This is a genomic window from Allobosea sp. 2RAB26, from assembly GCF_052115465.1.
GTDB lineage: Bacteria > Pseudomonadota > Alphaproteobacteria > Rhizobiales > Beijerinckiaceae > Allobosea.
The window spans coordinates 66,290-90,319 of the sequence record NZ_JBFRGS010000014.1 but is presented as its reverse complement, the minus strand read 5'-3'; the positions used below and the strand labels follow the sequence as shown (position 1 = coordinate 90,319).

27 protein-coding genes are annotated in these 24,030 nt (G+C 65.0%); 9 read left to right on the top strand and 18 right to left on the bottom strand.

Features of this window, described 5'->3' with window-relative positions:
• The first annotated feature begins 6 nt into the window (after positions 1-6).
• The 3 genes from AB4118_RS24255 to AB4118_RS24245 are packed head-to-tail and all read left to right on the top strand — an operon-like array spanning position 7 to position 1,995.
• A complete protein-coding gene (locus tag AB4118_RS24255) occupies positions 7-642 on the top strand; it encodes an amino acid ABC transporter permease (RefSeq protein WP_441492140.1) in 636 nt (211 codons plus the stop codon).
• A gap of 14 nt (positions 643-656) precedes the next feature.
• On the top strand, positions 657-1,451 hold the full coding sequence (locus AB4118_RS24250) for an amino acid ABC transporter ATP-binding protein (protein ID WP_441492139.1): 795 nt from the start codon (positions 657-659) through the stop codon (positions 1,449-1,451).
• A gap of 43 nt (positions 1,452-1,494) precedes the next feature.
• Complete coding sequence (locus AB4118_RS24245) at positions 1,495-1,995, top strand: RidA family protein (RefSeq protein ID WP_441492138.1); 501 nt, start codon at positions 1,495-1,497, stop codon at positions 1,993-1,995.
• Between the two features lie 2 nt (positions 1,996-1,997).
• On the opposite strand, the gene AB4118_RS24240 is transcribed toward AB4118_RS24245, so the two are convergent.
• Positions 1,998-2,807, bottom strand: a complete 810-nt coding sequence (locus tag AB4118_RS24240; RefSeq protein WP_441492137.1) for an IclR family transcriptional regulator — start codon at positions 2,805-2,807, stop codon at positions 1,998-2,000.
• A gap of 65 nt (positions 2,808-2,872) precedes the next feature.
• Between AB4118_RS24240 and AB4118_RS24235 the strand changes: the two genes are divergently transcribed.
• Positions 2,873-4,072, top strand: a complete 1,200-nt coding sequence (locus AB4118_RS24235) for an aminotransferase class V-fold PLP-dependent enzyme (protein WP_441492136.1) — start codon at positions 2,873-2,875, stop codon at positions 4,070-4,072.
• A 42-nt stretch (positions 4,073-4,114) separates the two neighbouring features.
• On the opposite strand, the gene AB4118_RS24230 is transcribed toward AB4118_RS24235, so the two are convergent.
• Genes AB4118_RS24230 through AB4118_RS24210 form a run of 5 tightly spaced genes read right to left on the bottom strand, consistent with a single transcriptional unit; the run spans position 4,115 to position 8,186 of the window.
• Positions 4,115-4,450, bottom strand: a complete 336-nt coding sequence (locus tag AB4118_RS24230; protein ID WP_441492135.1) for a hypothetical protein — start codon at positions 4,448-4,450, stop codon at positions 4,115-4,117.
• The gene (locus AB4118_RS24225; RefSeq protein WP_441492212.1) at positions 4,450-5,319 is read right to left on the bottom strand and encodes a DUF6772 family protein; all 870 of its coding nucleotides are present in this window, start codon (positions 5,317-5,319) and stop codon (positions 4,450-4,452) included. Before AB4118_RS24225 ends, AB4118_RS24230 begins: the two co-directional genes overlap by 1 nt.
• Before the next feature lie 35 nt (positions 5,320-5,354).
• Positions 5,355-6,188, bottom strand: a complete 834-nt coding sequence (locus AB4118_RS24220; protein WP_441492134.1) for a carbohydrate ABC transporter permease — start codon at positions 6,186-6,188, stop codon at positions 5,355-5,357.
• Complete coding sequence (locus tag AB4118_RS24215; protein WP_441492133.1) at positions 6,181-7,056, bottom strand: carbohydrate ABC transporter permease; 876 nt, start codon at positions 7,054-7,056, stop codon at positions 6,181-6,183. The genes AB4118_RS24220 and AB4118_RS24215 overlap by 8 nt, the downstream gene beginning before the upstream one ends.
• Positions 7,057-7,061: 5 nt before the next feature.
• A complete protein-coding gene (locus AB4118_RS24210) occupies positions 7,062-8,186 on the bottom strand; it encodes a mandelate racemase/muconate lactonizing enzyme family protein (RefSeq protein ID WP_441492132.1) in 1,125 nt (374 codons plus the stop codon).
• Positions 8,187-8,291: 105 nt separating this feature from the next.
• Here AB4118_RS24210 and AB4118_RS24205 point away from each other — a divergent pair, with 105 nt between their 5' ends.
• Genes AB4118_RS24205 through AB4118_RS24190 form a run of 4 tightly spaced genes read left to right on the top strand, consistent with a single transcriptional unit; the run spans position 8,292 to position 12,450 of the window.
• Positions 8,292-9,083 (top strand): FadR/GntR family transcriptional regulator, encoded by a 792-nt coding sequence (locus AB4118_RS24205; protein ID WP_441492131.1) that lies wholly within the window; start codon positions 8,292-8,294, stop codon positions 9,081-9,083.
• Entirely contained in the window at positions 9,055-10,350 is a 1,296-nt protein-coding gene (locus AB4118_RS24200; protein ID WP_441492130.1) for an ABC transporter substrate-binding protein, read from the top strand. The genes AB4118_RS24205 and AB4118_RS24200 overlap by 29 nt, the downstream gene beginning before the upstream one ends.
• Positions 10,351-10,403: 53 nt before the next feature.
• Positions 10,404-11,696: an ABC transporter substrate-binding protein gene (locus tag AB4118_RS24195; RefSeq protein WP_441492129.1), complete on the top strand. Its 1,293-nt coding sequence runs from the start codon at positions 10,404-10,406 to the stop codon at positions 11,694-11,696.
• Between the two features lie 4 nt (positions 11,697-11,700).
• Positions 11,701-12,450: an SDR family NAD(P)-dependent oxidoreductase gene (locus AB4118_RS24190; protein ID WP_441492128.1), complete on the top strand. Its 750-nt coding sequence runs from the start codon at positions 11,701-11,703 to the stop codon at positions 12,448-12,450.
• A 66-nt stretch (positions 12,451-12,516) separates the two neighbouring features.
• On the opposite strand, the gene AB4118_RS24185 is transcribed toward AB4118_RS24190, so the two are convergent.
• From AB4118_RS24185 to AB4118_RS24135, 11 genes are all read right to left on the bottom strand, one after another.
• Positions 12,517-13,074 (bottom strand): L,D-transpeptidase, encoded by a 558-nt coding sequence (locus AB4118_RS24185; protein WP_441492127.1) that lies wholly within the window; start codon positions 13,072-13,074, stop codon positions 12,517-12,519.
• Positions 13,075-13,172: 98 nt separating this feature from the next.
• Complete coding sequence (locus AB4118_RS24180) at positions 13,173-13,907, bottom strand: aspartate/glutamate racemase family protein (protein ID WP_441492126.1); 735 nt, start codon at positions 13,905-13,907, stop codon at positions 13,173-13,175.
• Positions 13,904-15,055 (bottom strand): saccharopine dehydrogenase family protein, encoded by a 1,152-nt coding sequence (locus AB4118_RS24175; protein ID WP_441492125.1) that lies wholly within the window; start codon positions 15,053-15,055, stop codon positions 13,904-13,906. Before AB4118_RS24175 ends, AB4118_RS24180 begins: the two co-directional genes overlap by 4 nt.
• Before the next feature lie 7 nt (positions 15,056-15,062).
• The gene (locus tag AB4118_RS24170) at positions 15,063-15,860 is read right to left on the bottom strand and encodes an amino acid ABC transporter ATP-binding protein (protein WP_441492124.1); all 798 of its coding nucleotides are present in this window, start codon (positions 15,858-15,860) and stop codon (positions 15,063-15,065) included.
• Positions 15,861-15,873: 13 nt separating this feature from the next.
• Positions 15,874-16,536: an amino acid ABC transporter permease gene (locus tag AB4118_RS24165; protein WP_441492123.1), complete on the bottom strand. Its 663-nt coding sequence runs from the start codon at positions 16,534-16,536 to the stop codon at positions 15,874-15,876.
• Positions 16,537-16,585: 49 nt separating this feature from the next.
• On the bottom strand, positions 16,586-17,413 hold the full coding sequence (locus tag AB4118_RS24160) for a transporter substrate-binding domain-containing protein (protein WP_441492122.1): 828 nt from the start codon (positions 17,411-17,413) through the stop codon (positions 16,586-16,588).
• Positions 17,414-17,534: 121 nt separating this feature from the next.
• Positions 17,535-18,443 (bottom strand): 4-hydroxy-tetrahydrodipicolinate synthase, encoded by a 909-nt coding sequence (gene dapA, locus AB4118_RS24155; protein ID WP_441492121.1) that lies wholly within the window; start codon positions 18,441-18,443, stop codon positions 17,535-17,537.
• Positions 18,444-18,468: 25 nt separating this feature from the next.
• The gene (locus tag AB4118_RS24150; protein WP_441492120.1) at positions 18,469-19,875 is read right to left on the bottom strand and encodes an aldehyde dehydrogenase family protein; all 1,407 of its coding nucleotides are present in this window, start codon (positions 19,873-19,875) and stop codon (positions 18,469-18,471) included.
• Between the two features lie 3 nt (positions 19,876-19,878).
• Entirely contained in the window at positions 19,879-21,165 is a 1,287-nt protein-coding gene (locus AB4118_RS24145) for an FAD-dependent oxidoreductase (protein WP_441492119.1), read from the bottom strand.
• Positions 21,158-21,421: a 2Fe-2S iron-sulfur cluster-binding protein gene (locus AB4118_RS24140; RefSeq protein ID WP_441492118.1), complete on the bottom strand. Its 264-nt coding sequence runs from the start codon at positions 21,419-21,421 to the stop codon at positions 21,158-21,160. Before AB4118_RS24140 ends, AB4118_RS24145 begins: the two co-directional genes overlap by 8 nt.
• Entirely contained in the window at positions 21,418-22,575 is a 1,158-nt protein-coding gene (locus tag AB4118_RS24135; RefSeq protein WP_441492117.1) for an NAD(P)/FAD-dependent oxidoreductase, read from the bottom strand. Before AB4118_RS24135 ends, AB4118_RS24140 begins: the two co-directional genes overlap by 4 nt.
• Positions 22,576-22,643: 68 nt before the next feature.
• Between AB4118_RS24135 and AB4118_RS24130 the strand changes: the two genes are divergently transcribed.
• Positions 22,644-23,618 carry a LysR family transcriptional regulator gene (locus AB4118_RS24130; protein ID WP_441492116.1) on the top strand — a complete coding sequence of 325 codons (975 nt, stop codon included), beginning with the start codon at positions 22,644-22,646 and terminating at the stop codon, positions 23,616-23,618.
• Positions 23,619-23,799: 181 nt separating this feature from the next.
• Here the strand turns inward: AB4118_RS24130 and AB4118_RS24125 are convergent, their stop codons facing one another.
• On the bottom strand, positions 23,800-23,994 hold the full coding sequence (locus AB4118_RS24125) for a DUF6494 family protein (RefSeq protein ID WP_441492115.1): 195 nt from the start codon (positions 23,992-23,994) through the stop codon (positions 23,800-23,802).
• Positions 23,995-24,030 lie beyond the last annotated feature (36 nt).

The following is a 24,030-nucleotide window of genomic DNA, read 5'->3' as shown; positions in this document are numbered from 1 at the left end:
GCGGCCATGACGTTGTTCCTGCAGACGCTTCCGTTTCTGCTCGATGGCCTGCGCATCACGCTCCTGGTCTCGGCCGGCGTGATCGCGCTCTCGCTGTTGATCGGTGTCCCGCTCGGTTGCGTGCTCGCTTTCGGCCCGCTCTGGGCGCGGTTTCCGATCCGGATCTATGCCGATTTCGTGCGCGGCGTACCGATCCTGGTGTTGCTCTATTTCGTCTATTACGGGCTGCCGGCCATCAAGGTGAACCTGCCGAGCCTGACCGCCGCGATTGTGGCATTGACCGCCTTCAAGTCCGCCCAGGTCATTGAAATCACCCGCGGCGCCTTCCAGTCCATCCCCAGAGGGCAGACGGAAGCGGCGAAGTCCATCGGGCTCGGCCTCCTCGACCGCTTCGTCCATGTGCTTGCACCGCAGGCGATCCGACGCTTCCTGCCTCCCTTCGTCAACAGCGTCGTCGATACGGTGAAGGGCTCCTCGCTCGTCTCCCTGCTGGGGATCGTCGACCTGATGCTCGCGCTGCAGCAGGTGATCGGGCGCACCCATGTGGCGTTGCCGCTCTATGTGATGGGGGCGCTGATGTATTTCGCCATCAACTATCCGCTTTCGACGCTGAGCCGGCGTCTCGAGAAGCGTTTCATCTGAGCGGGAGGACGATCATGATCGAGACGCCCGACGAGCCGGTGATCCGCATCAAGGGCCTGACCAAGTCCTTCGGCGCGCACCAGGTGCTGAAGGGCATCGATCTGGATGTCGGCAAGGGACAGGTGATCGCCGTCATCGGCCCATCCGGAAGTGGCAAGACGACCTTGCTGCGCTGCATCAACTTCCTCGAGGAATATGATGGCGGCTCGGTCCGGATCGATGGAGTGGAGGTCGGCTATCGGGATGACGGCGCCGGTCGCCGTCGGCGCAGTGACCGGGAACTCGCCAGCATCCGGGTCGATGCGGCAATGGTCTTCCAGCAGTTCAACCTGTTTCCGCATCTGACGGCGGCCCAGAACGTCATGCTCGGGCTGATGAAGTCGCGCGGCAAGAGCAAGGGCGAGGCAAGGCAGATTGCCGAGAAATGGCTCGTGCGCGTCGGCCTCTCCGAGAAGCTCGACGCGCTGCCCTCGCAATTGTCCGGTGGGCAGCAGCAGCGGGTCGGTATCGCGCGAGCGGTTGCGATCGAGCCGAAGGTCCTGCTGCTCGACGAGATAACCTCCGCGCTCGATCCCGAGCTTGTCGGCGAAGTGCTGGAGGTGGTGCAGGAACTGGCTGCAGAGGGGCGCACGATGATCCTCGTCACCCATGAAATGGCCTTCGCCAGGGAGGTGGCCGACCGCGTGGTGTTCACCGACCAGGGACTGATCGCGATCGACGCGCCGCCGAAGGCCGTCTTCGATGAACAGTCGAACGAACGATTGCGGGCTTTCCTCTCGCGCTTCGCCGCCTTTCGGCATGCTCATTGAGCGGCTGCTGGCGCCCTGACACCCATTCCGACCGAGTTCAGCGATGCCGCCTCCATCCGATCTTGCTCCTCCCTCCGATCTTGCGATGTCGCCCTATGAGAAGCTGGCACAACTTGGTCTTGAATTGCCGCAAGTGCCGACACCGATCGGCAATTTCACGACCCATGTCCGGGAAGGTACGCTGCTCTACCTGTCGGGTCAGGGGCCGACGCATGAGGACGGTCGCATCCACACGGGCAAGGTCGGCGCCGACGTCTCGGTCGAGGAGGCGTATGCTCATGCACGCCTGACGGGGCTGAACCTCATCGCGGTGCTGCACACGGCACTGGGGGACCTTCGAAAGGTCAGGCGCATCGTCAAGGTGCTCGGCATGGTCAACGCCACGCCGGACTTCACCGACCATCCCGCCGTCATCAATGGCTGCTCGGACCTCTTCGTCGCGGTCTTTGGCGATGCTGGCCGGCACGCGCGTTCAGCCGTCGGGTTCGGCTCGCTGCCGCGCCGCATCACCGTGGAGATCGAAGCGGTCGTCGCGGCCTCATGATGCTACTGCCTGAATTGCCAGCCAAGGCTTGCTTCGATGCGCTGTGCCGCGCTCCGGACTGCATCGGCGAAGCGGGAGGGCTCCTCCTGGACCTTGAATTCCGGCAGCACGATCGAGATGGTGATCACGCAATCTCCGGAATTGTTGCGCACCGGTGCCGCGACGCAGGCCACGGCATAGTCGGATTCGCCAGCCTGCACGGCGATGCCGGCGGACAGCGCTTCGTCGGATTGCTCGGCGAGCGCGACCGGGTCGACCGTTGCCCGCCCCGTTGGCGAGGCCTTGGCGCAGCGCCGGAACAGCGCCACCCGGTCCTGAAAATCGAGATGGGCGACCAGAAGCCGGCCCGAGGCGGTCCAGTTCAGGGGCACCCGGGTTCCGATCCGCGATGTGACCTTGAAGTGGCCGGGCCCCTCGGCCATCGCCTCCACCACCATCATGTCGCCGTCACGGCCGCAGATCTGGACTGTCTCACCGACCTCGCGAGAGAGCACATGCATCTCGTGGGTGGCGACCGTGATGATCTCAAGATCGCGCGCGTAGGCGAGGCCGTAGTGATAGAGTTTGGGGCCGAGCCAGACCACGCTGCCATTGCTCGAAAGCAGGTCCCTGGCGACCAGTTCCTCGACGATCGAATAGACCGTGGACAGCGGCGCTCCGACCGCGCGGGCGATATCGTATCCGGTCGCCGGCCGCGCCGTCTCCTGGAGATAGTCAAGGATCTGGACCGATCGCTCGATTCCGCTGACCCGCGTGCGCCGCGGCCCAGTGGCGGAGGGCGCGGACGCCACGCCCATCTCACTGTCCTTCATCTGCCAGCTCTCCGTCACGCGATTCCGCGGACCCCTTACCGTAACCATGCTTCCGGAGGAACGCCATGAACAAGCCCGATACCCGAAAGGCGCTCGGTCTCCGTGCGATCATCAATGTGTCGGGAACGATGACGGGGCTCGGCGCCTCGATCATCGTGCCGCAGGCCATCGAGGCGATGGCTGGGGTCATGCCGCAATTCGTCGAAGTCGACGAACTTCAGAAGGTCGCCAGCGGCGTCATCGCCAGATTGTGCGGAGCCGAGGCTGGATTCGTCACGGCTTCCTGCTCGGCTGGCATCACGCTTGCCGTGGCCGGGGCGATGACGGGCAGTGACCTCTATGCCGTCGAACGACTGCCGGACACGACGGGCCTGAAGGACGAAGTCCTGATCATGACCGGGCATATGGTGAGCTACGGCGCTCCCGTCGAACAAGGCATTGCGCTCGCTGGCGCCAGGGTAGTGCCGGTCGGGCAGGCCACGAGCGTACGGCCCTATCAACTGGCCGGAGCGATCTCGGAACGGACCGCCGCTGCGGTCTATGTCGTGTCCCATCATACGGTCAGCTATGGGCAGCTCCCGCTCGAGGAGTTCGCCGCCATTTGCCGGGCAAGGGGGGTGCCGGTCATCGTCGATGCCGCTTCGGAATACGACCTCCAGCGCTTCCTGGCCGCAGGCGCGGACATTGCGCTGTATTCGGCTCACAAGTTTCTCGGTGGCCCGACAGCCGGAATCGTCGCCGGTCGCAAGGACCTCGTGCGCGCGGCATTTCTTCAGAACGGCGGCATCGGCCGCGGCATGAAAGTCGGCAAGGAGAGCATCGTCGGCACCATCGCTGCCCTGGAAGCATGGGAGACGCGCGACCATGCCGGCATCCGGGAGCGCGAACAGGCCGCGCTTGCGCTGTGGCGCGAACGACTGGCCGAGAGGCCGGGGATCCGTGTCGAGATTGAGCCTGATCCGACCGACAACCCGCTCGACAGGATCAAGCTCTCGGTCGAACCGCAGGCCGCCCATATCACGGCCTGGGACCTCGCCGATGCGCTCGCACGCGGGGAGCCGCCGGTTATTGTGCGCGATCACGAGGTCGAGCACGGATTCTTCTATCTCGACCCCTGTAACCTTCACCCAGGCCAGGAGAATATCGTCGCCGATCGACTGGCCGCCGAGCTTGGCGCCGCCCTGCGCAGCAATGAGATCATCGCCACGCCGCTGGAGGAACGCCGAAGCCGTCGGGCAGCCTATCTCAGGCGTTGGCCGGATTGATGCCTATCCCGCGGATCGCAGGCTCTGGTGACTGTCGGTGCGTCACGCTTTTAGGTGCAGGCTCACCAGCACGGTGATTTCCGCTCCCGCCGGCAGCGAGACCGCAACACGCAGGAAGTTCCCGAAATGCGCGAGCCGCTGGAAGGTCACGGCGTTCTCGCGCGCAGGCAGATCGAAGAGCGAACCTTCCGGGGCCCAATGCAGCCCGTCGGCCGAAATCTCGATGCGGGCCCGCGGCAGCGCACCCTTCGGTGGCTTGAGGGCCCGCACGAAGATGATGGCTTCCTTGGCCCAGCCGGCCTCGTAGGGCTCGGTTGCGGCCTCGCCCGTCCAGGTTTCGTTGCGGGCGACGATGGCGGTGAGGTTCTCGGGCAGCATCAGAAATCTCCCGACAGGCAAACGGAATCGAGATAGGCGAAGGCGCGCTTGTCGGAGTCGGTTTCGGCGAAGAAGCCGAGATTGAGCATGCACCAGAGGTTCTTCATGGCCGGGATGCGGATCGACTCATAGCTGCTCATGTCGAAGCTGCGGTCGTTCACCTGGAAGCCGGTGGCGCGCATCGTCGCCAGATCGAAGTCGAAGCGCAGATAGTGCCAGTTCACCTTGGTCGGAATCTCGTTGTAGCAGAGCCGCTGCTCGCCGCCCGGCAGGTCCTCCCAGTCGTCCGGCGAGAGATGGTAATGCGAGATCGTCTTGCCGGCGGAGCCGATCGGCTTGATCGGCGTGGTGCGGCGCTTGAACTGCCATTTCTGGACATGCTCGCCGTCGAGCGCATTGAGAAAGCGCAGATGCGGCATCACGCGCTCGCCGCCGGCGCCATGCTGGTCGCCGACCTGGAGATCGTAAAGGAAGCCGAACGAGCGGATGTCGGTTTCGGATAGCTGCAGTTCCGTCGCTTCCGGCTTGAAGCTGAAATAGGCCTCGAGACGAATCGGTCCGGGTTTGCGGAAGGTCAGGCGCTTGATTGCGACGTTCTGCGCGCCCTTCTTCGGCCGTGTCGCGATCTTCAGCGCATAGGAGCCGTCGACGCCGCCATGCGAACCGAAATCCCAGTTTGGCAGCGTCGAGAGCATGGCGTGCGAATGCTGGGCATAGCCCGGCAGCATGGCGTCCAGCGTGTCCTCGTAATTGCCGACGAGCTGGGTCCAGCCGCACATGCCGCGGTCGAAATCGTCGAGGCAGATGATGCGAGGCAAGGGATCGAAGCGGCTGAGTTGCGGATCCGCCTCGCGGATCGCACGGCGCATGTCGTCGAGTTGGGAGCTGGTCGCGGTCATTGGGCTTACCCCTTCACCGCGCCGGCGGTCAGGCCGGCGACGAGGTGCTTCTGCATGAGGATGACGAAGGCGAGCACCGGCAGCAGCTGGACGGCAGAGGCGGCGAAGAGCACGCCCCATTCGACGCCCTCGACCGCGCCGATCATCTCGGCGACGACCAGCGGCGCGGTCTTGGCCTTGGTCGTGGTGAAGATGAAGGCGAAGAGGAATTCGTTCCAAGCGTAGACGATGACGAAGACCGCGACCGCCAGCATGCCTTGCGCGGCCAGCGGGAAGATGACGCGCCTGATGATCTGGAACTGCGAGGCCCCGTCGATCATCGCCGCCTCGTCGAGTTCACGCGGGATCTGGTCGATGAACGTGCGCATCACGATGGTGCCGAGCGAGACGAAGAAGGTGGCGTAGAGCACGATCAGGATGAGATGCGTGTCGTTGAGCCCGAGCCAGTTGACCACCGGAAAGAGCGGCAGCGTGATCACGATCGGCGGGATCAGGCGAATGAAGATCAGGAAGAAGGCGCTGGCCTGCAGGCCCCTGCTGGCGTGACGGGAATAGGCGAAGCCGGCGAGCAGTGAAACCGTGACGGCAAGCACGGTCGCTCCGGACGTAACCAGGAAACTGTTCCAGAGCCCGTGGAAGAAGTCGCCCCAGCGGCTCCAGAGCAGCTCGTAATTGGCGAGCGTCGGCGTGAAGCTGAACCGCGACGTCAACGAGAAGATGTCCCGGTCCGACTTGAAGGACGACATCACGATCAGCGCGATCGGCAGGATCGACCAGGCGGCGATCGCGAGAACGCCGAAGCCCTTCAGGACCGCAAGGGGGAATGAGCGCTTACGCATTTTTTCTGAACATCTCCCGGTAGAGAGAGCGCAGGTAGAACAGCGCAAGCAGGAGCGAGGCGAGCACCAGCAACCAGCCGGTCGCAGCCGCGGCACCGAAGGAGTTGTACCGGAACGCCTCGAGATAGAGATAGACGGCCATCACCTCGGTGGTCCGGGCGGGACCTCCGCCGGTCATCAGCCAGACCTCGGAGAACAGCCGGAAGGCGAAGATGTAGCGGAACAGGGCGGCGATCAGCAGCGCGGGCATCAGGAGCGGCAAGGTGATGCGGCGGAATGCGGTCCAACCGGTCGCGCCATCGATGGCGCCCGCCTCGTAGAGCTCGTCGGGGACGGAGAGCCTTGCGGCGTAGATGATGATGAAGCTGAATGGCAGGTGCAGCCAGATCGAGAGCAGCGAGACCATGAAAAGGCCATGCGACGGCTTCACCGCCCATTCGATCGGTGGCAGGCCGAACCAGGCGAGCGCCTGGCTCATCATCCCGACATCGGGCTCGAACAGATAGCGCCACATCACCACCGCCGAGACCTCGCTGACCGCGTAGGGCGCAAGCACGATGGCGAGCAGGAGCGCCCGGAAGGGCACCCCGGAGGCGAAGAACAGCGCCATGAGCAGGCCGAGCAGCAGCTCGACATGCACGACGACGGCGACGACGATGACCGTGTTGATCAACGCCCGCCAGAAATACGGGTCGCCGAGCACCTTGGCGTAGTTGGCGAGGCCGACGAAGCTGGCTGCCTGACCGAAGGAGGATTGGTTCAGGCTGAGCCAGAACACATAGATCGCCGGCAGGAAGATGATACCGCCGACCATCAGCTGGACCGGGCTGACGAGGGCGAGGGCAGAGAGGGGCGTGCGACTGGCCATGATGCTCAGGCGATACGGTGGCGCGCGAGCATCTCGCGGTCGATTTCGATGCCGAGGCCGGGACCTTGCGGCACGTCGAGCATACCGTCGACGAGCTGATGCCCTTCGCCGACGACCGGTGTGGTGAAGCTGTCCCGCAGCGGATTGGCGTAGACCATGCACTCGAAGGTCCGCAGGCTTTCGGCCGCGGCGGCAAGCTGCAGGCTGGCGGCAACGCAGATTGCGCCGGACCAGCCGACATGGGGGGCATAGGCCGTGTTGAAACTCGCGGCGAGTTCAGCGATGCGCCAGGTCTCGGTGATGCCGCCCGAGCGTGTGACGTCTGGCTGGATCAGGCCGAGCGAGCGGTCCTGCAGCATCATGAGGGCCTCGCTGGCGACATAGTCGCTCTCGCCCGCCGCGAGCCGGATCGGCAAGTGTTGGGCGAGGCGCGCATAGCCTGCGCGGTCATGCGGCGCGATCGGCTCCTCGAAGAAGCCGTAGCCGAGATCGGCCAGCGCCCGCCCGACGATCATGGCGTCGTCGACGTCATAGGCCCAGTTGGCGTCGACATAGAGGGCGATATCGTCCCCGGCGAGCTTGCGGATGAATTTGGCGCGCGCGATCGCGTCTTTCAGGGGATGGCCGAGCTTGACCTTGATCTCGCGGAACCCGGCCGTCAGCGCCGCTGCGACCTCTGCTTCCACCGTCGCATCGTCGAGCCAGTTGATCGATGAGGCATAGGCCGGCACGCGGAGCCGCCCCATGCCGCCGAGCAGCTTGTGGATCGGTGCGCCGGCGGCTTTGCCGGCAATATCCCAGAGAGCGATGTCGATCGCGGATATCGCTTCGACCAGTTGCCCGCCAGGCCGCCCGGAGAGGGCATGGCGCATCAACTTCCACAGGGCCCGCCGGTCTGCGGGATCCTTGCCGATCAGCCGCGGGCTCAGCGCATCGTCGATCAGGCGCGCATAGCCGGCGGCTCCGCGGCGCGCGAGCGCCTCGCCGTAGCCGCTGATGCCGTCGCTGGTCGTGACCTCGACGACAACGAGCTCGATCGCGGGATAGTCACCTTGCGAGGTGCGTTGCGTCTTCTCAAGGGTCGCCCGCAGGGGATGGGACTCGATCCTGGCGATGCTGCGGCCGGTCATCTGGTATCGGTCCCTGGTTTGCGGGAAGGCTGATCAACCTAACTGATAGGTTGATCAGTTGCAAACCTGCTCTGTATCTGTCAATCATCAAAGTGGAGGATGCGAATGACCGAAGCCGCGACACTGCCCGAGATCGACAGCGACCCGTTCGGCGCCTCCGATGTCGTGCCGACGCGGCTGGGCGATGCGTTGATCGCGCGCATCACCCAGGCAATCCATGATGGCAGGCTGAAGCCCGGCGACGCGCTTCCATCCGAGGCGCGCCTTGCCGCATCTTTCGGAGTCAGCAAACCGATCGCGCGCGAGGCGATCCGCCAGCTCGCAGCCATGGGCGTCGTCAACATCCAGCAGGGCAAGGTCACGCGTGTCCAGGCGCTCGATGCCGCTCCGCTCGATCGCTTCTTTCGCTTCGCCGTGAGAGGCAGCAAGACCGGGCTCACCGAGGCTGTCGAACTGCGCCGCATCCTCGAGCCGCCGATCGCGCGTTATAGCGCCGAGCGTCGCTCGCCCGCCGATATCGAGCGCCTGACTGGCATCCTCGTGCGCATGGAGGCGTCGCTCGGCGACGTGCCGCGCTGGATCGAGGCCGATCTCGATTTTCACGAGGCGATTGCCGCCTCCGCCGGCAACCGGCTGCTTGATCTCCAGATCCAGGGCCTTCGTCCGGTGATCCGTGAAGTGATGGAGATCTTCAATTCGCGCAGCGCCCGCACGCAGGCCGATTGGCGCAAGACCTATGAGCGCCATGTCCGCGTTGTCGAAGCGATCCGCGCCGGCGACGCCGAGGCGGCGGAAATGGCCATGAACAAGCATTTCGAAGCGGCTGAAGCCGCCATCGCGGAACTCGCGACACTCGGGGAGGATAATCATGACGGCAGGAACAGGGTTGGACCGTAGGCAGCTCCTGGGCGGCTTCATCGGCCTGAGCTTTGCCGGCGCCGCTCCGGCCTTCGCGCAGCAGGGCGGCCCTTTCAACGTCTTTGCGCACCGGGTGATGCAGACCGTCGCGACCGGTGCACAAGGCGGCGACATCACGAAGGATTGGGCGCAGAAGAATGGTGCCACGATCCAGTGGACGACCTTTGATACCGGACCGTTGCAGGAGCGGCTGTTTCGCGAGGCAAGCCTCTCCGAAAGCACCGTCGATGTCGGCTTCGTGCTGAACACGCAGGTGATCCCACGCGCCGCCAACCTGTTCGAGCCGCTCGATGGCTACATGAGCCGCGATCCCCTGGAGGATCCGGCTGACATCTTCCCCGGGTTGATGGAAGGCATGAAGGTCGGCGGCAAGCAGCTCGCGGTTCCGTTCCGCCATGCCTCGTCGGGGCTGCATTACAACGAGGAATTGCTGGCCGAGAAGGGCTTTTCGAAGCCGCCGGCCTCGATCGAGGAACTGGTCGAGATCGCCAGGGCCTGCACCTATCGCCGCAGCGACGGCACCGCGGTGGTGGGCCTGTGCATGCCCGGCGTCACCTACCCGAACGTGATCGATATCGCTCGCGCCTGGGACGGCGACTTCATCACGTCTGACTTCAAATGCGTCGCCGACCAGCCGCCGATGCTGAACGCCATCAAGCTCCTGCGCGCCCTGTTCGAGGCCGGTGCCTTCCCGCGCAATTTCGCGACGCTCTCGCCCGAGGACGTCAATGTCTGGATGCAGACCGGGCGTGCCGCGATGAGCCTGCAGAGCATGGGCCGCAATCGCATCTACAACGACCCGCAGAAGTCGAAATTTCCCGGCAAGATCAGAACGGTCGCCGTCCCCGCCTCGAAGACGCTGGCCGGAAAATATGACGCTGCGCCAGCCAAGGTCGAGTTCTGGGGCATGGTCATCCCGAAGAACGCGAAGCGCAAGGATCTCGCCTGGAGCTTCATCAAGGCGATGACCGCGAAGGATGCGACCCTGAAGGCTGCCCTCAACGGCAATGGCCCGGTGCGCGCCTCGACCTATGCCGATGCCGGCTTCGCCAACACCGTTCCCTATGCGGCGGAAGAGCTGAAGGTGCTCAAGGTCGCCCGTGTGCCGCTGCCGGCCTTCGACGAGGCGGCTCGTGCCGGCGACCTGTTCAAGGAAGAGGCCGAAGCCGCCGTGCTGGGCATGAAGACGCCGGAGGAGGCCATGTCCTCGCTCGTCAAGCGCGTGCAGCCCCTGCTGCCGGCCTGAACCATCTCTGACAATCGCGCGGCACAGCGCGGAGCACCATCGGGAGGAACGCCATGGACAATCGCACTCTTTCGCGCCGCCGCTTCGGACTGCTCGCCAGCGGAGCGGCCGCGTCGCTGGCCTTGCCGACAGGCGCCATGGCTCAGGCCCGGACGGTGACCGCACTCGGGCACCGTGTCCATCAGACCTCGGCCACGATGGGCCCGGGCGGCGATGCCACCGAAGCCTGGCGCAAGCAGGCAGGCGCGGCGGTCAACTGGGTCACCTTCGGCGATGTCAACGCCATCCATGAGCGCCTCTTGCGCGAGGTGACGCTGACCGAGACCTCAATCGATCTCGCCTACCTGCTCAATGGCCGCGCCGTACCGCGCAATCTCAAGCTGTTCGAGCCGCTGGATGCCTTGCTGAAGGATGCGCCGGTCGAGGATTTCGCCGATTTCGCGCCGGGACTGGTCGAGCCGTTGAAGGTCGACGGCGCCCTGCACGGTATACCGGTTCGCCACGCCACCAATGCGCTGATCTATAACGAGGCGCTGCTGGAAGAACGCGGCATCACCAAACTGCCGGCCACCTTCGAGGAACTGATCGAGGTGGCGCGCAAGCTGACCTTCAAGCGCGAGGACGGCACGCAGGTCAACGGCCTCGCCTTCACAGCGGTCTTTGCCTCCAATTTCCTGACCCTCGCCCGCTGTCTTGGTGGCGACTACATGACCAGCGACGGCAAGCTCGTGGCGGCAGAGGCGCCAATGGTGAAGGCCCTGACGGTGCTTGCCGATCTCTACAAGGCGGGCGCGCTGCCGCGCAATTTCGCGACCGTCAACAACGAGGAGATCACCACCTGGATGCAGCAGGGCAGGGCGGCAATGACGATCAACCCCTTCGCCCGGCTGGTGACCTATAACGATCCGGCCAAGGGCAAGTATGGCGGGCGCTTCAAGTCGCTGCTGCCGCCGATGGCCTCCGACCTTGTCGGCAAGGTCGCGTTTGCGCCGACAGTCGAGTTCTGGTCGCTGGTGATCCCGAAGAACAGCAGGCAGAAGCCGCTGTCCTGGGATCTCATCCGGGCTCTCTCGTCGAAAGCCGGCACCAAAGCGATGGCCCTGAATGGCAACGGCCCGGTCCGGATCTCGACCTATGCCGATCCGGCGCTGATTGCAGCAATGCCTTATGCGGCCGACGAGGCGGCAGCGCTCAAAGCCTCTCGCATTCACCTGCCGGCTTTCGACGAGCAGGCGCGCGCCCATGATATCTTCATCGAGGAGACGCAGGCCGCAGTGCTCGGCATCAAGCCGCCGCAACAGGCCATGGACGACGCGGTGAAGCGCGTTCGCCCGCTGCTCGGCTAGGCGGATGGCAGGGCTTCATGGGCGCGTCGCCCTGGTCACCGGCGCGGCGCGGGGGATTGGCCTGGCCGTGGCATCGGAACTGGCCCGGGCCGGTGCGCATGCCGTGCTGCATGATCGCGATGCGGCCGCAAACGAGGCGGCCCTCTTGCCGCTGCATGCGACCGGGCTGAAGGCGAGCGGCCTGATCGCGGATCTTGCGGACCCGGCAATGCCTGGGCGAATGCGTGATGACCTGAATGCTCAGGGCCTCGTTCCCGACATCCTGGTGCTGTGTGCTTCGGTCGAGATCAGGGAGCGGTGGGACGCTGTCAGTGATCGTGCCCTGGCGGTGCAGAGCGAAGTCAATCTCCACGCCACGGTCCGCCTGATCCAGGCCTTCCTGCCCGGCATGATCACGGGCGGCTTTGGCCGGGTGATCGCGATCGGCAGCGTCCAGGAGGCCAGGCCCAATGCCGATTGCCTTTACTATGCCGCCACCAAGGCGGCCCAGACCAGCGTGATCCTGAATCTCGCGCGCACCGTCCGGGCGCCGGACGTCACCTTCAATGTGATCAAGCCGGGCGCGATCCTGACCGATCGCAACCGCGCCGTGCTGGCCGACCCGGTCTATGAGGCGGCGGTCCTGGAGCGCGTCCCGCTTGGGCGGATTGGCTCACCACGCGACTGCGCCGGAGTGGCGCTGCTGCTGTGCCGCGACGAGGGGGCCTATATCAACGGCGCCGAGATCGCGGTCGATGGCGGATTGCGACTGTAGCCTGCGCGGCCCGCGGCTCTCGCGTAGCATGCGGGGCTCATGATGCTGTGATCCGGGGGCTTCCCGTCACCGCAGCACGACGACCTTGGTACCAGTCATGACGCGATCGTAGAGGTCGACAACGTCGCGATTGGTCATCCGGATGCAACCCGACGACACGGCTGCCCCAATCGTGTTGGGCTCATTGGAGCCATGGATGCGATACAGGCTTGATCCGAGATAGAGCGCGCGTGCGCCCAGGGGATTGTCGATGCCGCCCGGCATGTAGCGCGGCAGATCGGGCCGGCGTTTCAGCATCTGCGCGGGAGGCCGCCAATCCGGCCACTCGCGCTTTCTCGTGACGATCTTGGTCCCCGACCAGCTAAAGCCCTGCCGTCCGACGCCGACGCCATAGCGGATCGCCTGCCCATTCCCGAGCACGTAGAAAAGCCTCCGCTGGCTCGTCGAAATGACGATCGTGCCGGGCGCATATTGCCCGCGCCAAGGCACGATTTGGCGCGGGATCGCCTGTTCGCTGAAGATGTTGAGGAAGTCGGCAAGCCCGCGGCTGACCGTATTGTCGTAGGCGTAGGCGGGCGCCGAGAGCGCCAGCGCCGCAACGAAGAGAATAATAGCGCGCAGCATGACCCGCCCTGCAACGCCCCCAGCTGGCGATTCAAGGGAGAAATGGAGGGGGCGTCAAGACGGAATGCGCCAGCGCAGACTGGGACGGAGCCCGGAGTTCAGCGCCGCACATATCTTGGAGGCGTCAAGCTGCGCGCGAACCAGTCGATGAAGCCGATGATGTCGAAGACCGGTCGTCCGGTCGCCTCCGCAATCGCAGCGGCATGAGGCGGCAGATTGGTGCATTCGCACAGGATCGCCCCCACATTGGGGTGCCTGGCCACGAGCGCCAGCGCTGCATCGACGACCTCCCGCTCGAGCGTAGCGAAATCCGAAATCCCGCCCTGGCCGCCATAGACGCGGCGAAACAGGCTCTCCGGCGCCAGGCCCTCGATCGGCGTGTCCGTCCTGACACCGACCGCATCGAGGTGCCTTCGTGTCAGCGCTTCCGCTGCGAAGGTGAGAATGCCGACCTGTTGGCCGGCGGGAAGCATCGCCTCGATCACCGGTGCCTGGAGCAGGCTGCTGGTCGCCACCGGCACTGGCAGCGCCGCGGTCATCTCCTTCTGCAGGAGCGCCAGGAAGCCGCAGCTCGTCGTGATGCCGCGCACGCCGGTCGCGACGAGATCGAGCGCTGCAGCGATGAAGGGCTCGAGCAGTCCCGCGGCTTGCCCATGGACCACCGCAGCGGGATTCGCGCCGCGCACAACCCGGAACTGGACCGGGAACGACCATGTCGTTCCGTTCCCGATATCCCCGGGCAGACGCTGGAATTGCGTGTCGAGCATGAGCACACCGATCCCGAGATCGGCGACCACGCCGTTTGTCCGCGCGGGAGTGGGATTGCTGTTCACGATGCCGTTTCCATGCTCGAGTGCTCGGCCGAGGCGGTCGTGATCCCGTCGAAGAACCACGAGAGGAAGCGATTGGCGCGCAATGCGTCAATCGGGATATCCTCCTGAGCGATCAGTCCGCAGCCGCTTAGCCGTCCCTCCCGAATGAGGTCCAGGACGGCGGCGACATGGGATGCCGCAGTCCGCCGCATCGCGCTCAACGAAACGGTGCCGACAGTCGCGGGAACGACGTGACGCGCGAACCGGTGTTCGATCCGCCGCCCGTTCCGCAGGCCGACGGCCGTGATGAAGACCAGGAGCCGGTCGTCGTCGATCTCGGGGAGCGCGTTCAGAAAGAGGTTCCGCAGCTGATCCACCCGGTGCCGCAGTTTCAGATCGTCCAGCAGGAACTTCATGTAGTCGAGATGGCCGGGATAGCGGATCGTCCGGGAGACCAGGCTGTCGACACGCCCCTCCAGGCATGTGCACAGGCTCAGGGGGATATTTCCGGAAACGAAGACCTCGTAGAGGCTGTCGTCGAGACGGAGCTGCTCCTGCTCGGACAGGGGAGGCAGGCGCGTTACCTTGCGGTTGATCAACGCGGTCGAGGGCTGCAGATATTCGCGCAGCAGGGCATCGACATCCCAGGTGAGGCCGTAGCCGAACCGATTGGTCGAATGCCGTGGCAAGGTGCCGATCCGGACATTCACCTCGCTGCCTTGCATCACACCCCTGGACAAGAGGTCCAGCACCAGCGGCGAGATCAATCCTGGCGATACACCGCATTGCGGAACGAAGCAGCTGGAGGCCGACCCGGCCTCGCGTCGAACGGCCTCAAGGCCGGGCGTATCATCGCTCAGATCAAGGTAATGCACGCCGCTGCGCCGGGCTGCCGCGGCTATGGGAGGTGTCGCGGATGATGGCAGCGCGGCCACCACCGCGTCGGACCGGGCCAGCAGGCTGTCCAGCTTGGATGGGTTGGCGGGATCGATGTCCACCAGGCGCAGATTGAGATTGCGAGCGCTTACCCGAGCCGGCTCCGTCGGATCCACGATCACGACGTCGAACTCCGGGGCCTCGCGAAGCAGGACCGCCAGCGCCGAGCCAATTCTGCCGCCGCCAACGATCACGACGGAAAACGGGCCGTGTTTCTCCCCAAGCCTGTTCATCGGTTCATCAGGCATGGAAGCGCGACAGGAACGCTTTCAGGCGCTCGTTGCTCGGGCTGCGCAGAATATCGGTCGGCGAGCCCTCCGCCGCGATGCGCCCGGCTTCCATGAAGACGATCCGGTCCGACACGTCGGCCGCGAAGGAGATCTCATGGGTGACGATGACCATCGTCATTCCCTGATCCGCGAGGCTGCGTACGACGCCGAGAACCTCGCCGACCAGCTCGGGATCGAGCGCGCTCGTGACTTCGTCCAGGAGAAGGGCATCCGGCTGCATGGCCAGGGCCCGCGCGATCGCGACGCGCTGCTTCTGTCCGCCGGAAAGCTGGTTCGGCCAGGCATCGCGCTTATCGGCAAGCCCGACCTTCGCGATATAGTCCATCGCGATCTCGACGGCCTCGGCCCGCGGCTTGCGCTGCACGATGATCGGTCCTTCGATCACGTTCTCCAGAACCGTCTTGTGGGGAAACAGATTGAAGTGCTGGAACACCATGCCGACATGGCGCCGCAACTCGCCCTGCCCCATGAAATGGGCATCGCCGACATGTTTCAGGCCAACGCGCCTGCCGCGGAAGAGGATATCGCCGGCATCGGGCCTTTCCAGCATGTTCATGCAGCGGATGAAGGTGGACTTTCCCGAGCCGGAAGGGCCGATGATCGAGAGGACCTCGCCGGCTTTCACCGCCAGGTCGATGCCATGGAGCACCTTCAGGGCCCCGAAGTTCTTGGTGACGCCGGAGGCTTCCAGGAGGGAGCCGGACGAAGCGGACGAAGGCTTGGAGGTCGACGAAGGTTTGGAGGTCATGGAACGCCTTTCCTCAATTGCCCGCGCGCATGCGGCGCTCGACGACGTCGGCGAATTTCGTGACCGGGAACAGGATGACGAAATAGAGGATCGCGACAGCCGTATAGGCCTCCAGCGGTCGATAGGTCTGCCCGTTCACGACGGTCGCCATATAGGTGAGGTCGGCGACCGAGATGACCGATACGAGCGAGGTGTTCTTGAACTGCGTGACCGACTGATTGATGAAGGCGGGCATCATCCTGCGGATCGCCTGCGGCAGGACGATCCGGCGCATGACTTGCCATCCCGACATGCCGATCGCGGCGCCTGCTTCGGATTGCCCCTTGTCGATCGAGACGATGCCACCCCTGAAGACTTCGGCATAGAATGCGGCCGCATAGAGCGACAGCGTCGTCATCGCAGCCGCCCAGTTCGGGATGTCGATCCCGAGAATCAGCGGCAAGGCGTAATAGATCCAGAGCAGCTGCACGAGCAGGGGCGTGCACCGGAACAGCTCCTGGAAGCCCTGTGCGAACCAGTTCAGCGGTCCATTGCCCGACAGCCGCGCGAAGCAGACCGCCAGGCCGAGGATCAGGCCAAGTGCGATCGAGCCGATCGTATAGACGACGGTGATCCACGCCCCCCACAGGAAGAGATCGCTCGCCTGGAGGATCGGGGCAAAGCTCCACGTATACATGTTCTCTCCAGCCTTCCGTGGAGGCGGCCCTCGCGGGCCGCCTGGGAGTTCAGCCGCCGAAGCCGAAGCCTTCGGGCATATCGTCCAGCGTGATGCCGAATGGCTCCAGGCTGTTCACGATCCAGGTCTGGTTGTTGCCGATGCGGCGGTTGTATTCGGCCCAGGAGGAGATGAAGGCCTTCCACTTCTCGTCGGTTCCCCAGTTCATAGCCACCACCGAAGGGGTGGAGAGCACGGGCTGCGGCACCATGACCTTGCCGATGCCGCTGGCCTTCTTGGCCATGACGAGGCCGTTGAGCATCGTGTTCACGAGGCCATCGGCCTTGCCGGTGACGACGGCGACGATCGCTTCATCGCGGGACTTGAACCGAAGCATCTTTGCCTTCGGCAGGTATTGCTGCGCGATGAGATCCTGGGAGGAGCCGAGATCGACAGCAAAAGTGTATTTGGGATCGTTGAGCTCGGCCCAGCTCCGCTTCGACAATTCCGGCTTGGGCGAGACGATGACGAAGCTGTTGAAATAGGTCGGCTGGGAGAACGCGACCGACAGCGCCCGTTGCGGCGTCGCGGTGACGCCCAGGGCCAGATCAGCCTTGCCGCTCTGCACGTCCAGGATCGAATTGGGCCAGGTCGATTCAACGACCTGCAATTTGACGCCCAGCGTCTTGGCGATGTCTCTGGCCATCTCGATGGCAAAGCCGCGCCATTCGCCGGTCCGCGGATCCTTGTTGAAATAGGGATCCTCGTTGAGAATTCCCGGGATACGCAGAACGCCGCGAGCGCGCACAGCTTCCACGGTATCCTCGGCTCTGGCCGTTCCCGAAAGCGCCAGCAGCGAGAGGCCGGCGGCGCAGATTGCCCGAAGGACTTGTTTCATGGGTCTAAACTCCGTTCCCCGCCGATGTACTCGGCCTTGCTCCGATATCCGGATTGACGGCAGCGTAGGCGAGCCACCCTCGCGAACAATGCGAGAGTAGCCCCGCTTCCTACCGGTTTTTTTATATGTTGGCGGTTGTCTCGTAGGTCTTGAGGCTCGCCTCGAGCGACGCAAGGCTCTCCGGGCGCAACGGGGCGAGCGGCGCACGGATTTCGGCGCTGATGGCCCCGGTGCGGGCGAGCGCTGCCTTCAGCGGTACTGGATTGCTCTCGATGAAGAGATGTCCAATCACGTCGAACAGAGCCTCATGAAGGCGCCGGGCCTTGTCTGTCTCGCCAGTGACCCAGGCCTTGTGCAGAGCGACGATGTCCTTGGGCAGCAGGTTCGAGGCGACGCTCGTCACGCCGTCGGCGCCGACCGCGAGGAAGGGTAGGGTGAGCCCATCATCGCCTGAGTGGATCACGAATTCCTCACCGAGGGCACGGCGCAGTTCGGTAATCCTCTCGACCTTGCCGCCGGCCTCCTTGATGCCGACGATGTTGGTATGGGCTTTCGCCAGGCGCGCCGCTGTCTCCGGCGCGATTTCGACTCCGGTGCGTCCCGGCACGCTGTAGAGCATGATCGGGATCTCCACCGCCGCAGCAATGGCGGAGAAATGGTCGAACAGGCCGGCCTGAGAAGGCTTGTTGTAATAGGGCGTGACGATCAGGAGGCCGTCGACGCCCAGCGCCTGCGCCCGCACGGCTTTCCCGATGGCCAGGTTCGTCGCGTTGGATCCTGCGCCGGCCATCACGAAGGCTCGGCCTTTGGCCGCTGCGACCGTGGTGCGAATGACGTCCTCTGCCTCGCTGTCAGTCAGGGTCGCGGCCTCGCCCGTGGTGCCGACCGGTACAAGCCCGGCCACACCCGCTTCCAGCTGCTTCTTGATCAAGGCTTCGAGCGCCGGGGTATCGACCGCGCCGTTCCTGAACGGCGTCACGAGAGCGGTGAAGACGCCAGCCATGCGCTGACGAAGTTGCTTATCGATCATTGTGCAATTCCCTTTTCCCGAAGCCTCAGTCGATGACGACCTTGGTCTCGCTCATTTCCCGCAAGGTCATGTGGATGCCCTCGCGTCCCAGGCCGCTGGACTTGATTCCGCCGAACGGCACGTTCTCGGCCCTGAAATCGGGGCCCTCATTGATCATCACGCCGCCGACGCGCAGTTCGCGCGAGAAGCGTTTGACCAGCGCATGATCGTTGGTGAAGACGCCGGCCTGGAGGCCGTAGATGCCGTCACTGACCTCGGCGATGACGCTGCCGACATCGCTGAAGCGGCGGACTGCCAGAACCGGGCCGAAGGTTTCGGAGCGCACGAGGTCGGTGCCTTCCGACACGGCGTCGAGGAGCGTCGGAGCAAAGAGCGTCCCCTTCCGGACGCCGCCTGCCAGCAGCTCTGCCCCATCGGTGACCGCCTGCCTGACGCGCCGCTCCACCTCCATGGCGGCCTGCTCATCGATGACGGTTCCCATGACCGTGTCCGCATCGGCCGGATCGCCCGTGCGAACGGCCTCGATTCTCGCGACGATGCGCTCCAGCATGGTTTCGCGAATGGAGTCGTGAAGGAAGAGGCGCTTCACCGCAGCGCAGCTTTGCCCGGCGATCTCGAAACGATGGCCAATGGCGACGTCGGCCGCGCGGTCCAGATCGGCGTCGGGCATGACGATCAGCGGGTCATTGCCACCGAGCTCCATCAGGCAACGGACCAGGCCGGATGCGTTCTTCAGCGCTAGCCCGGCTGCGGGTCCGCCGGTGAAGCTCAGAATGTCGATATCGCCGCCGGCAATGGTCGCGGCGACCTCGGCCCCCCCATGCACGACGGTGAACAGGCCTGCGGGAAAGCCGGCCTTGGCAGCGAGTTCGGCCAGACGCGCCGCCGCGAGCGGCGCCTTCGGTGACGGCTTGGCAACGACCGCGTTGCCGGCCGCGATCGCGGGACCGAGCTTATGGCAAAGCAGGTTGAGCGGATAGTTGAAGGGCGTGATCGCCCCGACCACGCCGGCGGCCTCATAGGTGATGGACGCGAACTTGCTGGGCGCGCCGGGCACGATTGCCGTCGGCAGCACCTCGCCATGCAGCACGGTCACCGCATCGCCGGACAGGCGCAGGGTGTTCTGGGCGCGACGGACCTCATTGCGGGCCTCCGCGATCGTCTTGCCGACTTCAGCGCAGATGATTTTGGCCATATCGTCGGCCTCATCAGCGAGAAGCTCCGCGAGGCGGTAGAGCAAGGCCTTGCGTTCCGCCGGAGTGCTGAAGCGGAACTCGCGCCACGCCCGGCGCGCGCCTTGCAGAGCCTTTGCGACCGCGACCTCATCGGCAACCGCGACCTGACCAATTCTGGCGCCCGAGTAGGGATTGAACACCTCGATCTGTGGGGATGCTGTTGCGGCTGCGGGACGTTTCACAAGGGTGATGGTCACGGTCTAGGACTCCAGATCGTCTGTTTTCAGGTCGGCAAGTGCTGCCAAGGACACCGGCCGCAGGGGCCAACGTGGTGGGATGGCCGAAGGCACGGCCTCGCCGCGCAGGGCGGCGATCGTCGGGCCGCAGAAACGCCCCTGGCAGACACCCATCCCGAACCGCCCCATGAGGCGGATCTCCCGAGTCGAGGCATCGTCCGGGAGCGATCTGAAGTCGGAGAGGCGACGCGCCTCGCAGCGGCAGATCAGCGTCTCGGGGGATGGCTCCGGCAAGGTGGAGCGGAACAGGTTGAAGAGGGCGGCCTGGACATTCCGCGCCGCCGTCAGCCTGGCCTCGACTTGCCCGTCGGGACGCCGCATCCCCAGACGCGCGAGGATCGTGCAAGCTGCACGGCGGCCATCCAGGATGGCCGCGTCCGCGCCCAGGACCTCGCGCCCGTCGCCGGCAAGGACAACGGGAACGGCCCCTCCGGGATCCGAAAGGGGTATGCCGACCCGGTTGGGCTCGATGCCGTCATGCACCAGCACATGCCGGGCGCGCAGACGATGAAGGGAGCCACTGCGCCTGACCCGAATGTCCAGACCCGCATCATCCTCGCGAACGGAGAGGATGTCGGTTCCGGTCCGGTAGGGGACGCCCTGCGACAGGAGCGTGGCGGCGTAGGAAGCCGCCTCGCCGAGTTGCGGCCCTGCCCCGACCATCTGCAGCAGGGCGTTGAAGCGAAGCCATGGACGCCCTCGCTCCAGCACCGCGACCGGCGGGTTGCCCGCCTTGGCAAGCTGTGCGGATACGGCAAGAAGAAGGGGGCCTGTTCCGGCGACCAGGATGGGCCCCGTCGGTGGGACGCCGGTCTCCTTGAGCAGGACCTGAGCTCCGCCCGCGGTCATGACGCCCGGCAGGTCCCAGCCCTTGAACGGATGGATCTTCTCAACCGCTCCGACAGCGATGACTGCCGCGCGGACCGTGCGGGCAAAAACCCTGCCGGCCGCCCGATCGTCGAAGAGATGGCGGCCATCGCCGTCGACGCCCAGGAAGACGGTGTCGGTGCGCAATTCGATGAGGCTGCCGGCAGCCTCGATACGCTGGGCGAGCTCGGCCCAGTTGCGTCGGTGCCGGGCGGGCGTGTGCGCGGCATGGGCCGCGCCGCGGGCCGCCTGGCGGTGGATCGCGCCGCCCAGTTGATCGCGCTGCTCGACCAGAAGCACACGCAATCCAGCCTCTGCGAGAGTGGCCGCAGCGCTTGCTCCGGCGGGCCCGCCGCCGACGACGAGGATCGGAATGTCAGTCATTCCGCCCCCCAACCGCAGGCATGGACCCAATTCTCAACCCGTCCCTGGCGGTCGTCAGGCACGCCTCGACCGGTGCGCCACCCTCGACCGAGACGACGCAAGCCTGGCACGCGCCGATGCCGCAGAAGACACGCCCGCGCACCGGCGCGCCTTCCGGACCGAGGCTGAGGATGCCGGCCCGGCCCAAGGCCGCTGCAATCGTCTCGCCGGGGCGGAAGGGCACGACGCGATCGTTCCAGAATATCCGCGACATCATTGGCAGGCCTCGACCCCGGCAAATCGAGCGGGTGTCAGCATCGAAAGATCGGCGGCGAGCGGCCGGTCCAGGACTATTCGCGCCGCGGATTCGCCCATGAAGGGACCAAGGCAGATGCCGTCGCCCTCGAAACCGGTCGCGACGACGAGCCCATCGACATGCGGGTGCCTGCCGATGATCGGCAGCCCATCACGCGAGGCCGTCCGCACGCCCGCGAATGTTCTCACCACGCGCCGCGCCCCGAGCGGTGGATAGAGATCGAGGGCTGCCCGCAAGATGGCCGACACGGTCACCGCGTCTGTTCGATGATCGCTGCGATTGTCCTCTCGACTGCCGCCCAGAAGGAACTGGCCGGTCACCAGCGGGTCGATGACGAGGCCGATATGCGATCTGTCCAGAACGATGCCGCGCTTGGCCGCGAGATAGGAGGCGGCCATGAGATGCCCGTCGATGGCGGGACGCCCGGCACTTGCCCGATCGGTGACGACCATCTGTCCCTTCCGCGGGATAAGGATGTCGCCCAGGTTCAGGAGATGGGCCGATCCGATACCGGCCGCGACGAGGACCGCGTCCGCCGGCAGGACTTCGTCCGCGAGCGCGACGCCGACGGCACGGCCATCCCGCACCACGATCTCGGACACCGGCGCCCGGCGCCGCACGACGATGTCGCTCCGCTGCAGCAGGCGCGCCGTGATCTGGTACCCAAGGGCGTGGCCGTCATCGGGAATCTCGAGGGCGGCCGCGACGCGTTCGCCAAGACCGGGGATGCGGTTCATCAGGTCGGCTCGCGCGACCGCGATGACGCGTTCGCCGGCCTGGGCGAGGTCAGCGCCGTGCTGCGACACGAGTTCCGCTTCAAGGGCGTTCTGCGCGATCAGGAAGGTCGAGCGGCGATGGAACAGCCCTTGGAACAGGCCGTCGGCTTCCAACTGACCGTAGAAGGCCCTGGCATGACGGGCGAGGTCCATCATCGGCCCCGGGCGCTTGCTGGCCACCGAGACCGCGCCGTCGGATGCGCCGGTCGCACCGGCTGCCGGGCCCGATGCATCCAGCAACGTGACCCTTGCGCCCGCGGCCGCGAGGAAATGGGCGGCGGCAGCACCGACGATTCCCGCGCCAACCACGGCGACATGCATTGAGGAGGGGCGGGCCATGACGGCGATCTTGTTTCCCAGAAGAGGTGCGCCGAACCTCTTCCGCTTCGCCCGGCCGGTCGATCCAAATGATCGGCGCCGACTTGCCTCATTGTTTGAAAGTGGCGGAAATCGCTCGGCTGTGGGACATGCAGGTCGCTTTCCTGGGAGGGGCTGCCATGCGTGACGCCAACCTGACGCTCATCCAAACGTTCTTCATCGTTGCGCGCGACGGCTCCTATTCCGCAGCCGCGCGCAAGCTCGGCATGAGCTATCAGTCTGCCGCCAATCATGTCCGGCGGCTTGAGCAGGTTCTGGGAGAGCGCCTAGTGGTCTCGGAGCAGGGCGCGAAGACGGTTATTCTGACGCCTCGCGGACGCAGCCTCTACAAGTTGCTGCTGCCTGAGCTGGATACGATGCTCGCCCGGCTCGACCGCACCCTGGACAAGGAGCGTCCGGTCCTGCGCATCGGGCTTCCGCAAGCCATCTTCTACTATCTCCTGCCGCCGGTCCTGGCCCGCTTCCGTGAGCGTTACCCCCAGGTGGAGATCGTGGCCTATGAGCGCGACACGTCGCTCCCGGAACTGATCAAGGACGGCAGCCTGGATGTCTGCATCACCGAACGGTATTTCGGGGACCCGAACGTTCCGCAGCACCTCGTCTGCACCTATCGGCCGGCGCTGATCTTCCCGACGTCCTGGGGGGACCCGCCTTCGCCGAGCAGCATCAAGGATTGGGCCACAGGCCGGCCGTTCGTGACCTACGAGCCAGGCCAGCTCCTTCGCAATCTCGCGGTCGATTATCTCAGGCCACAGGATTCCGAAATGGAGATCGCGATCTCGACGTCGGGCAGTTCGAGCGTCAAGCGATGTGTCGAGGCCGGCCTCGGCTTTGCGATCATTCCGGAATGGTGCCTGGGGGAGCAGGAGCCAAATGTAACAAAGGTCGATATAGATGGATTGCCGGAGATTCCGATTTACTTTGGTGAGGCAATTTTTTTATTCAATAATACCTATGTCAAATCGCTGAGGCAATTGTGTACGGATCTGATTAAATTCTATTAGAAGTCGAAATTTTCTTAGTTATTACAGATTTCGAGCATTGCATGAGGCCCTCCCTGATCGCTGGGTAGCGCCCTGCTACAGGCGAATGCTCGCGAGAGCGAACGCGGCGACCTTCGCAGCCAGGTGAAGCGATCGGCTGCCGATGCTTCCGCGGGGGTTCTGGGCCACTCCGTCAGCCGCCTCAGCGGAGGTCGATGGTTGTCTCGACACTATGCTGAAGCGAGGGCGCATCGTCTGACGTGAGCGACATGCGCAGGCGCACGACGCGTCCTTGCAGGTTTCCCTCGCGTACGACGCGCTCGATCTCCCGTTGAGAGGTCACCCCGACCTCCTTCAGGAACTTCCGGACGGCCATGTTGAAACGGTCCTCATCCATGATCGCTCTCCAAACTCGCTGCCAAGGGCGGCGTAG

Bases quoted from the DNA above. Each gene is read 5' to 3' on its own strand.
- AB4118_RS24225 (WP_441492212.1), bottom strand. From the start codon at position 5,319: ATGCGCCGTGCGATCCGCGAGGCGGATCCGCAACTCAGCCGCTTCGAT.
- dapA (WP_441492121.1), bottom strand. From the start codon at position 18,443: ATGATCGATAAGCAACTTCGTCAGCGCATGGCTGGCGTCTTCACCGCT.
- AB4118_RS24230 (WP_441492135.1), bottom strand. From the start codon at position 4,450: ATGCTGCCCGAGAACCTCACCGCCATCGTCGCCCGCAACGAAACCTGG.
- AB4118_RS24165 (WP_441492123.1), bottom strand. From the start codon at position 16,536: ATGTATACGTGGAGCTTTGCCCCGATCCTCCAGGCGAGCGATCTCTTC.
- AB4118_RS24185 (WP_441492127.1), bottom strand. From the start codon at position 13,074: ATGCTGCGCGCTATTATTCTCTTCGTTGCGGCGCTGGCGCTCTCGGCG.
- AB4118_RS24170 (WP_441492124.1), bottom strand. From the start codon at position 15,860: ATGACCTCCAAACCTTCGTCGACCTCCAAGCCTTCGTCCGCTTCGTCC.
- AB4118_RS24195 (WP_441492129.1), top strand. From the start codon at position 10,404: ATGGACAATCGCACTCTTTCGCGCCGCCGCTTCGGACTGCTCGCCAGC.
- AB4118_RS24220 (WP_441492134.1), bottom strand. From the start codon at position 6,188: ATGCGTAAGCGCTCATTCCCCCTTGCGGTCCTGAAGGGCTTCGGCGTT.
- AB4118_RS24255 (WP_441492140.1), top strand. From the start codon at position 7: ATGACGTTGTTCCTGCAGACGCTTCCGTTTCTGCTCGATGGCCTGCGC.
- AB4118_RS24245 (WP_441492138.1), top strand. From the start codon at position 1,495: ATGCCGCCTCCATCCGATCTTGCTCCTCCCTCCGATCTTGCGATGTCG.
- AB4118_RS24130 (WP_441492116.1), top strand. From the start codon at position 22,644: ATGATCGGCGCCGACTTGCCTCATTGTTTGAAAGTGGCGGAAATCGCT.
- AB4118_RS24135 (WP_441492117.1), bottom strand. From the start codon at position 22,575: ATGGCCCGCCCCTCCTCAATGCATGTCGCCGTGGTTGGCGCGGGAATC.
- AB4118_RS24125 (WP_441492115.1), bottom strand. From the start codon at position 23,994: ATGGATGAGGACCGTTTCAACATGGCCGTCCGGAAGTTCCTGAAGGAG.
- AB4118_RS24175 (WP_441492125.1), bottom strand. From the start codon at position 15,055: ATGAACAGGCTTGGGGAGAAACACGGCCCGTTTTCCGTCGTGATCGTT.
- AB4118_RS24140 (WP_441492118.1), bottom strand. From the start codon at position 21,421: ATGATGTCGCGGATATTCTGGAACGATCGCGTCGTGCCCTTCCGCCCC.
- AB4118_RS24205 (WP_441492131.1), top strand. From the start codon at position 8,292: ATGACCGAAGCCGCGACACTGCCCGAGATCGACAGCGACCCGTTCGGC.
- AB4118_RS24200 (WP_441492130.1), top strand. From the start codon at position 9,055: ATGACGGCAGGAACAGGGTTGGACCGTAGGCAGCTCCTGGGCGGCTTC.
- AB4118_RS24160 (WP_441492122.1), bottom strand. From the start codon at position 17,413: ATGAAACAAGTCCTTCGGGCAATCTGCGCCGCCGGCCTCTCGCTGCTG.
- AB4118_RS24145 (WP_441492119.1), bottom strand. From the start codon at position 21,165: ATGACTGACATTCCGATCCTCGTCGTCGGCGGCGGGCCCGCCGGAGCA.
- AB4118_RS24210 (WP_441492132.1), bottom strand. From the start codon at position 8,186: ATGACCGGCCGCAGCATCGCCAGGATCGAGTCCCATCCCCTGCGGGCG.
- AB4118_RS24235 (WP_441492136.1), top strand. From the start codon at position 2,873: ATGAACAAGCCCGATACCCGAAAGGCGCTCGGTCTCCGTGCGATCATC.
- AB4118_RS24240 (WP_441492137.1), bottom strand. From the start codon at position 2,807: ATGAAGGACAGTGAGATGGGCGTGGCGTCCGCGCCCTCCGCCACTGGG.
- AB4118_RS24190 (WP_441492128.1), top strand. From the start codon at position 11,701: ATGGCAGGGCTTCATGGGCGCGTCGCCCTGGTCACCGGCGCGGCGCGG.
- AB4118_RS24250 (WP_441492139.1), top strand. From the start codon at position 657: ATGATCGAGACGCCCGACGAGCCGGTGATCCGCATCAAGGGCCTGACC.
- AB4118_RS24215 (WP_441492133.1), bottom strand. From the start codon at position 7,056: ATGGCCAGTCGCACGCCCCTCTCTGCCCTCGCCCTCGTCAGCCCGGTC.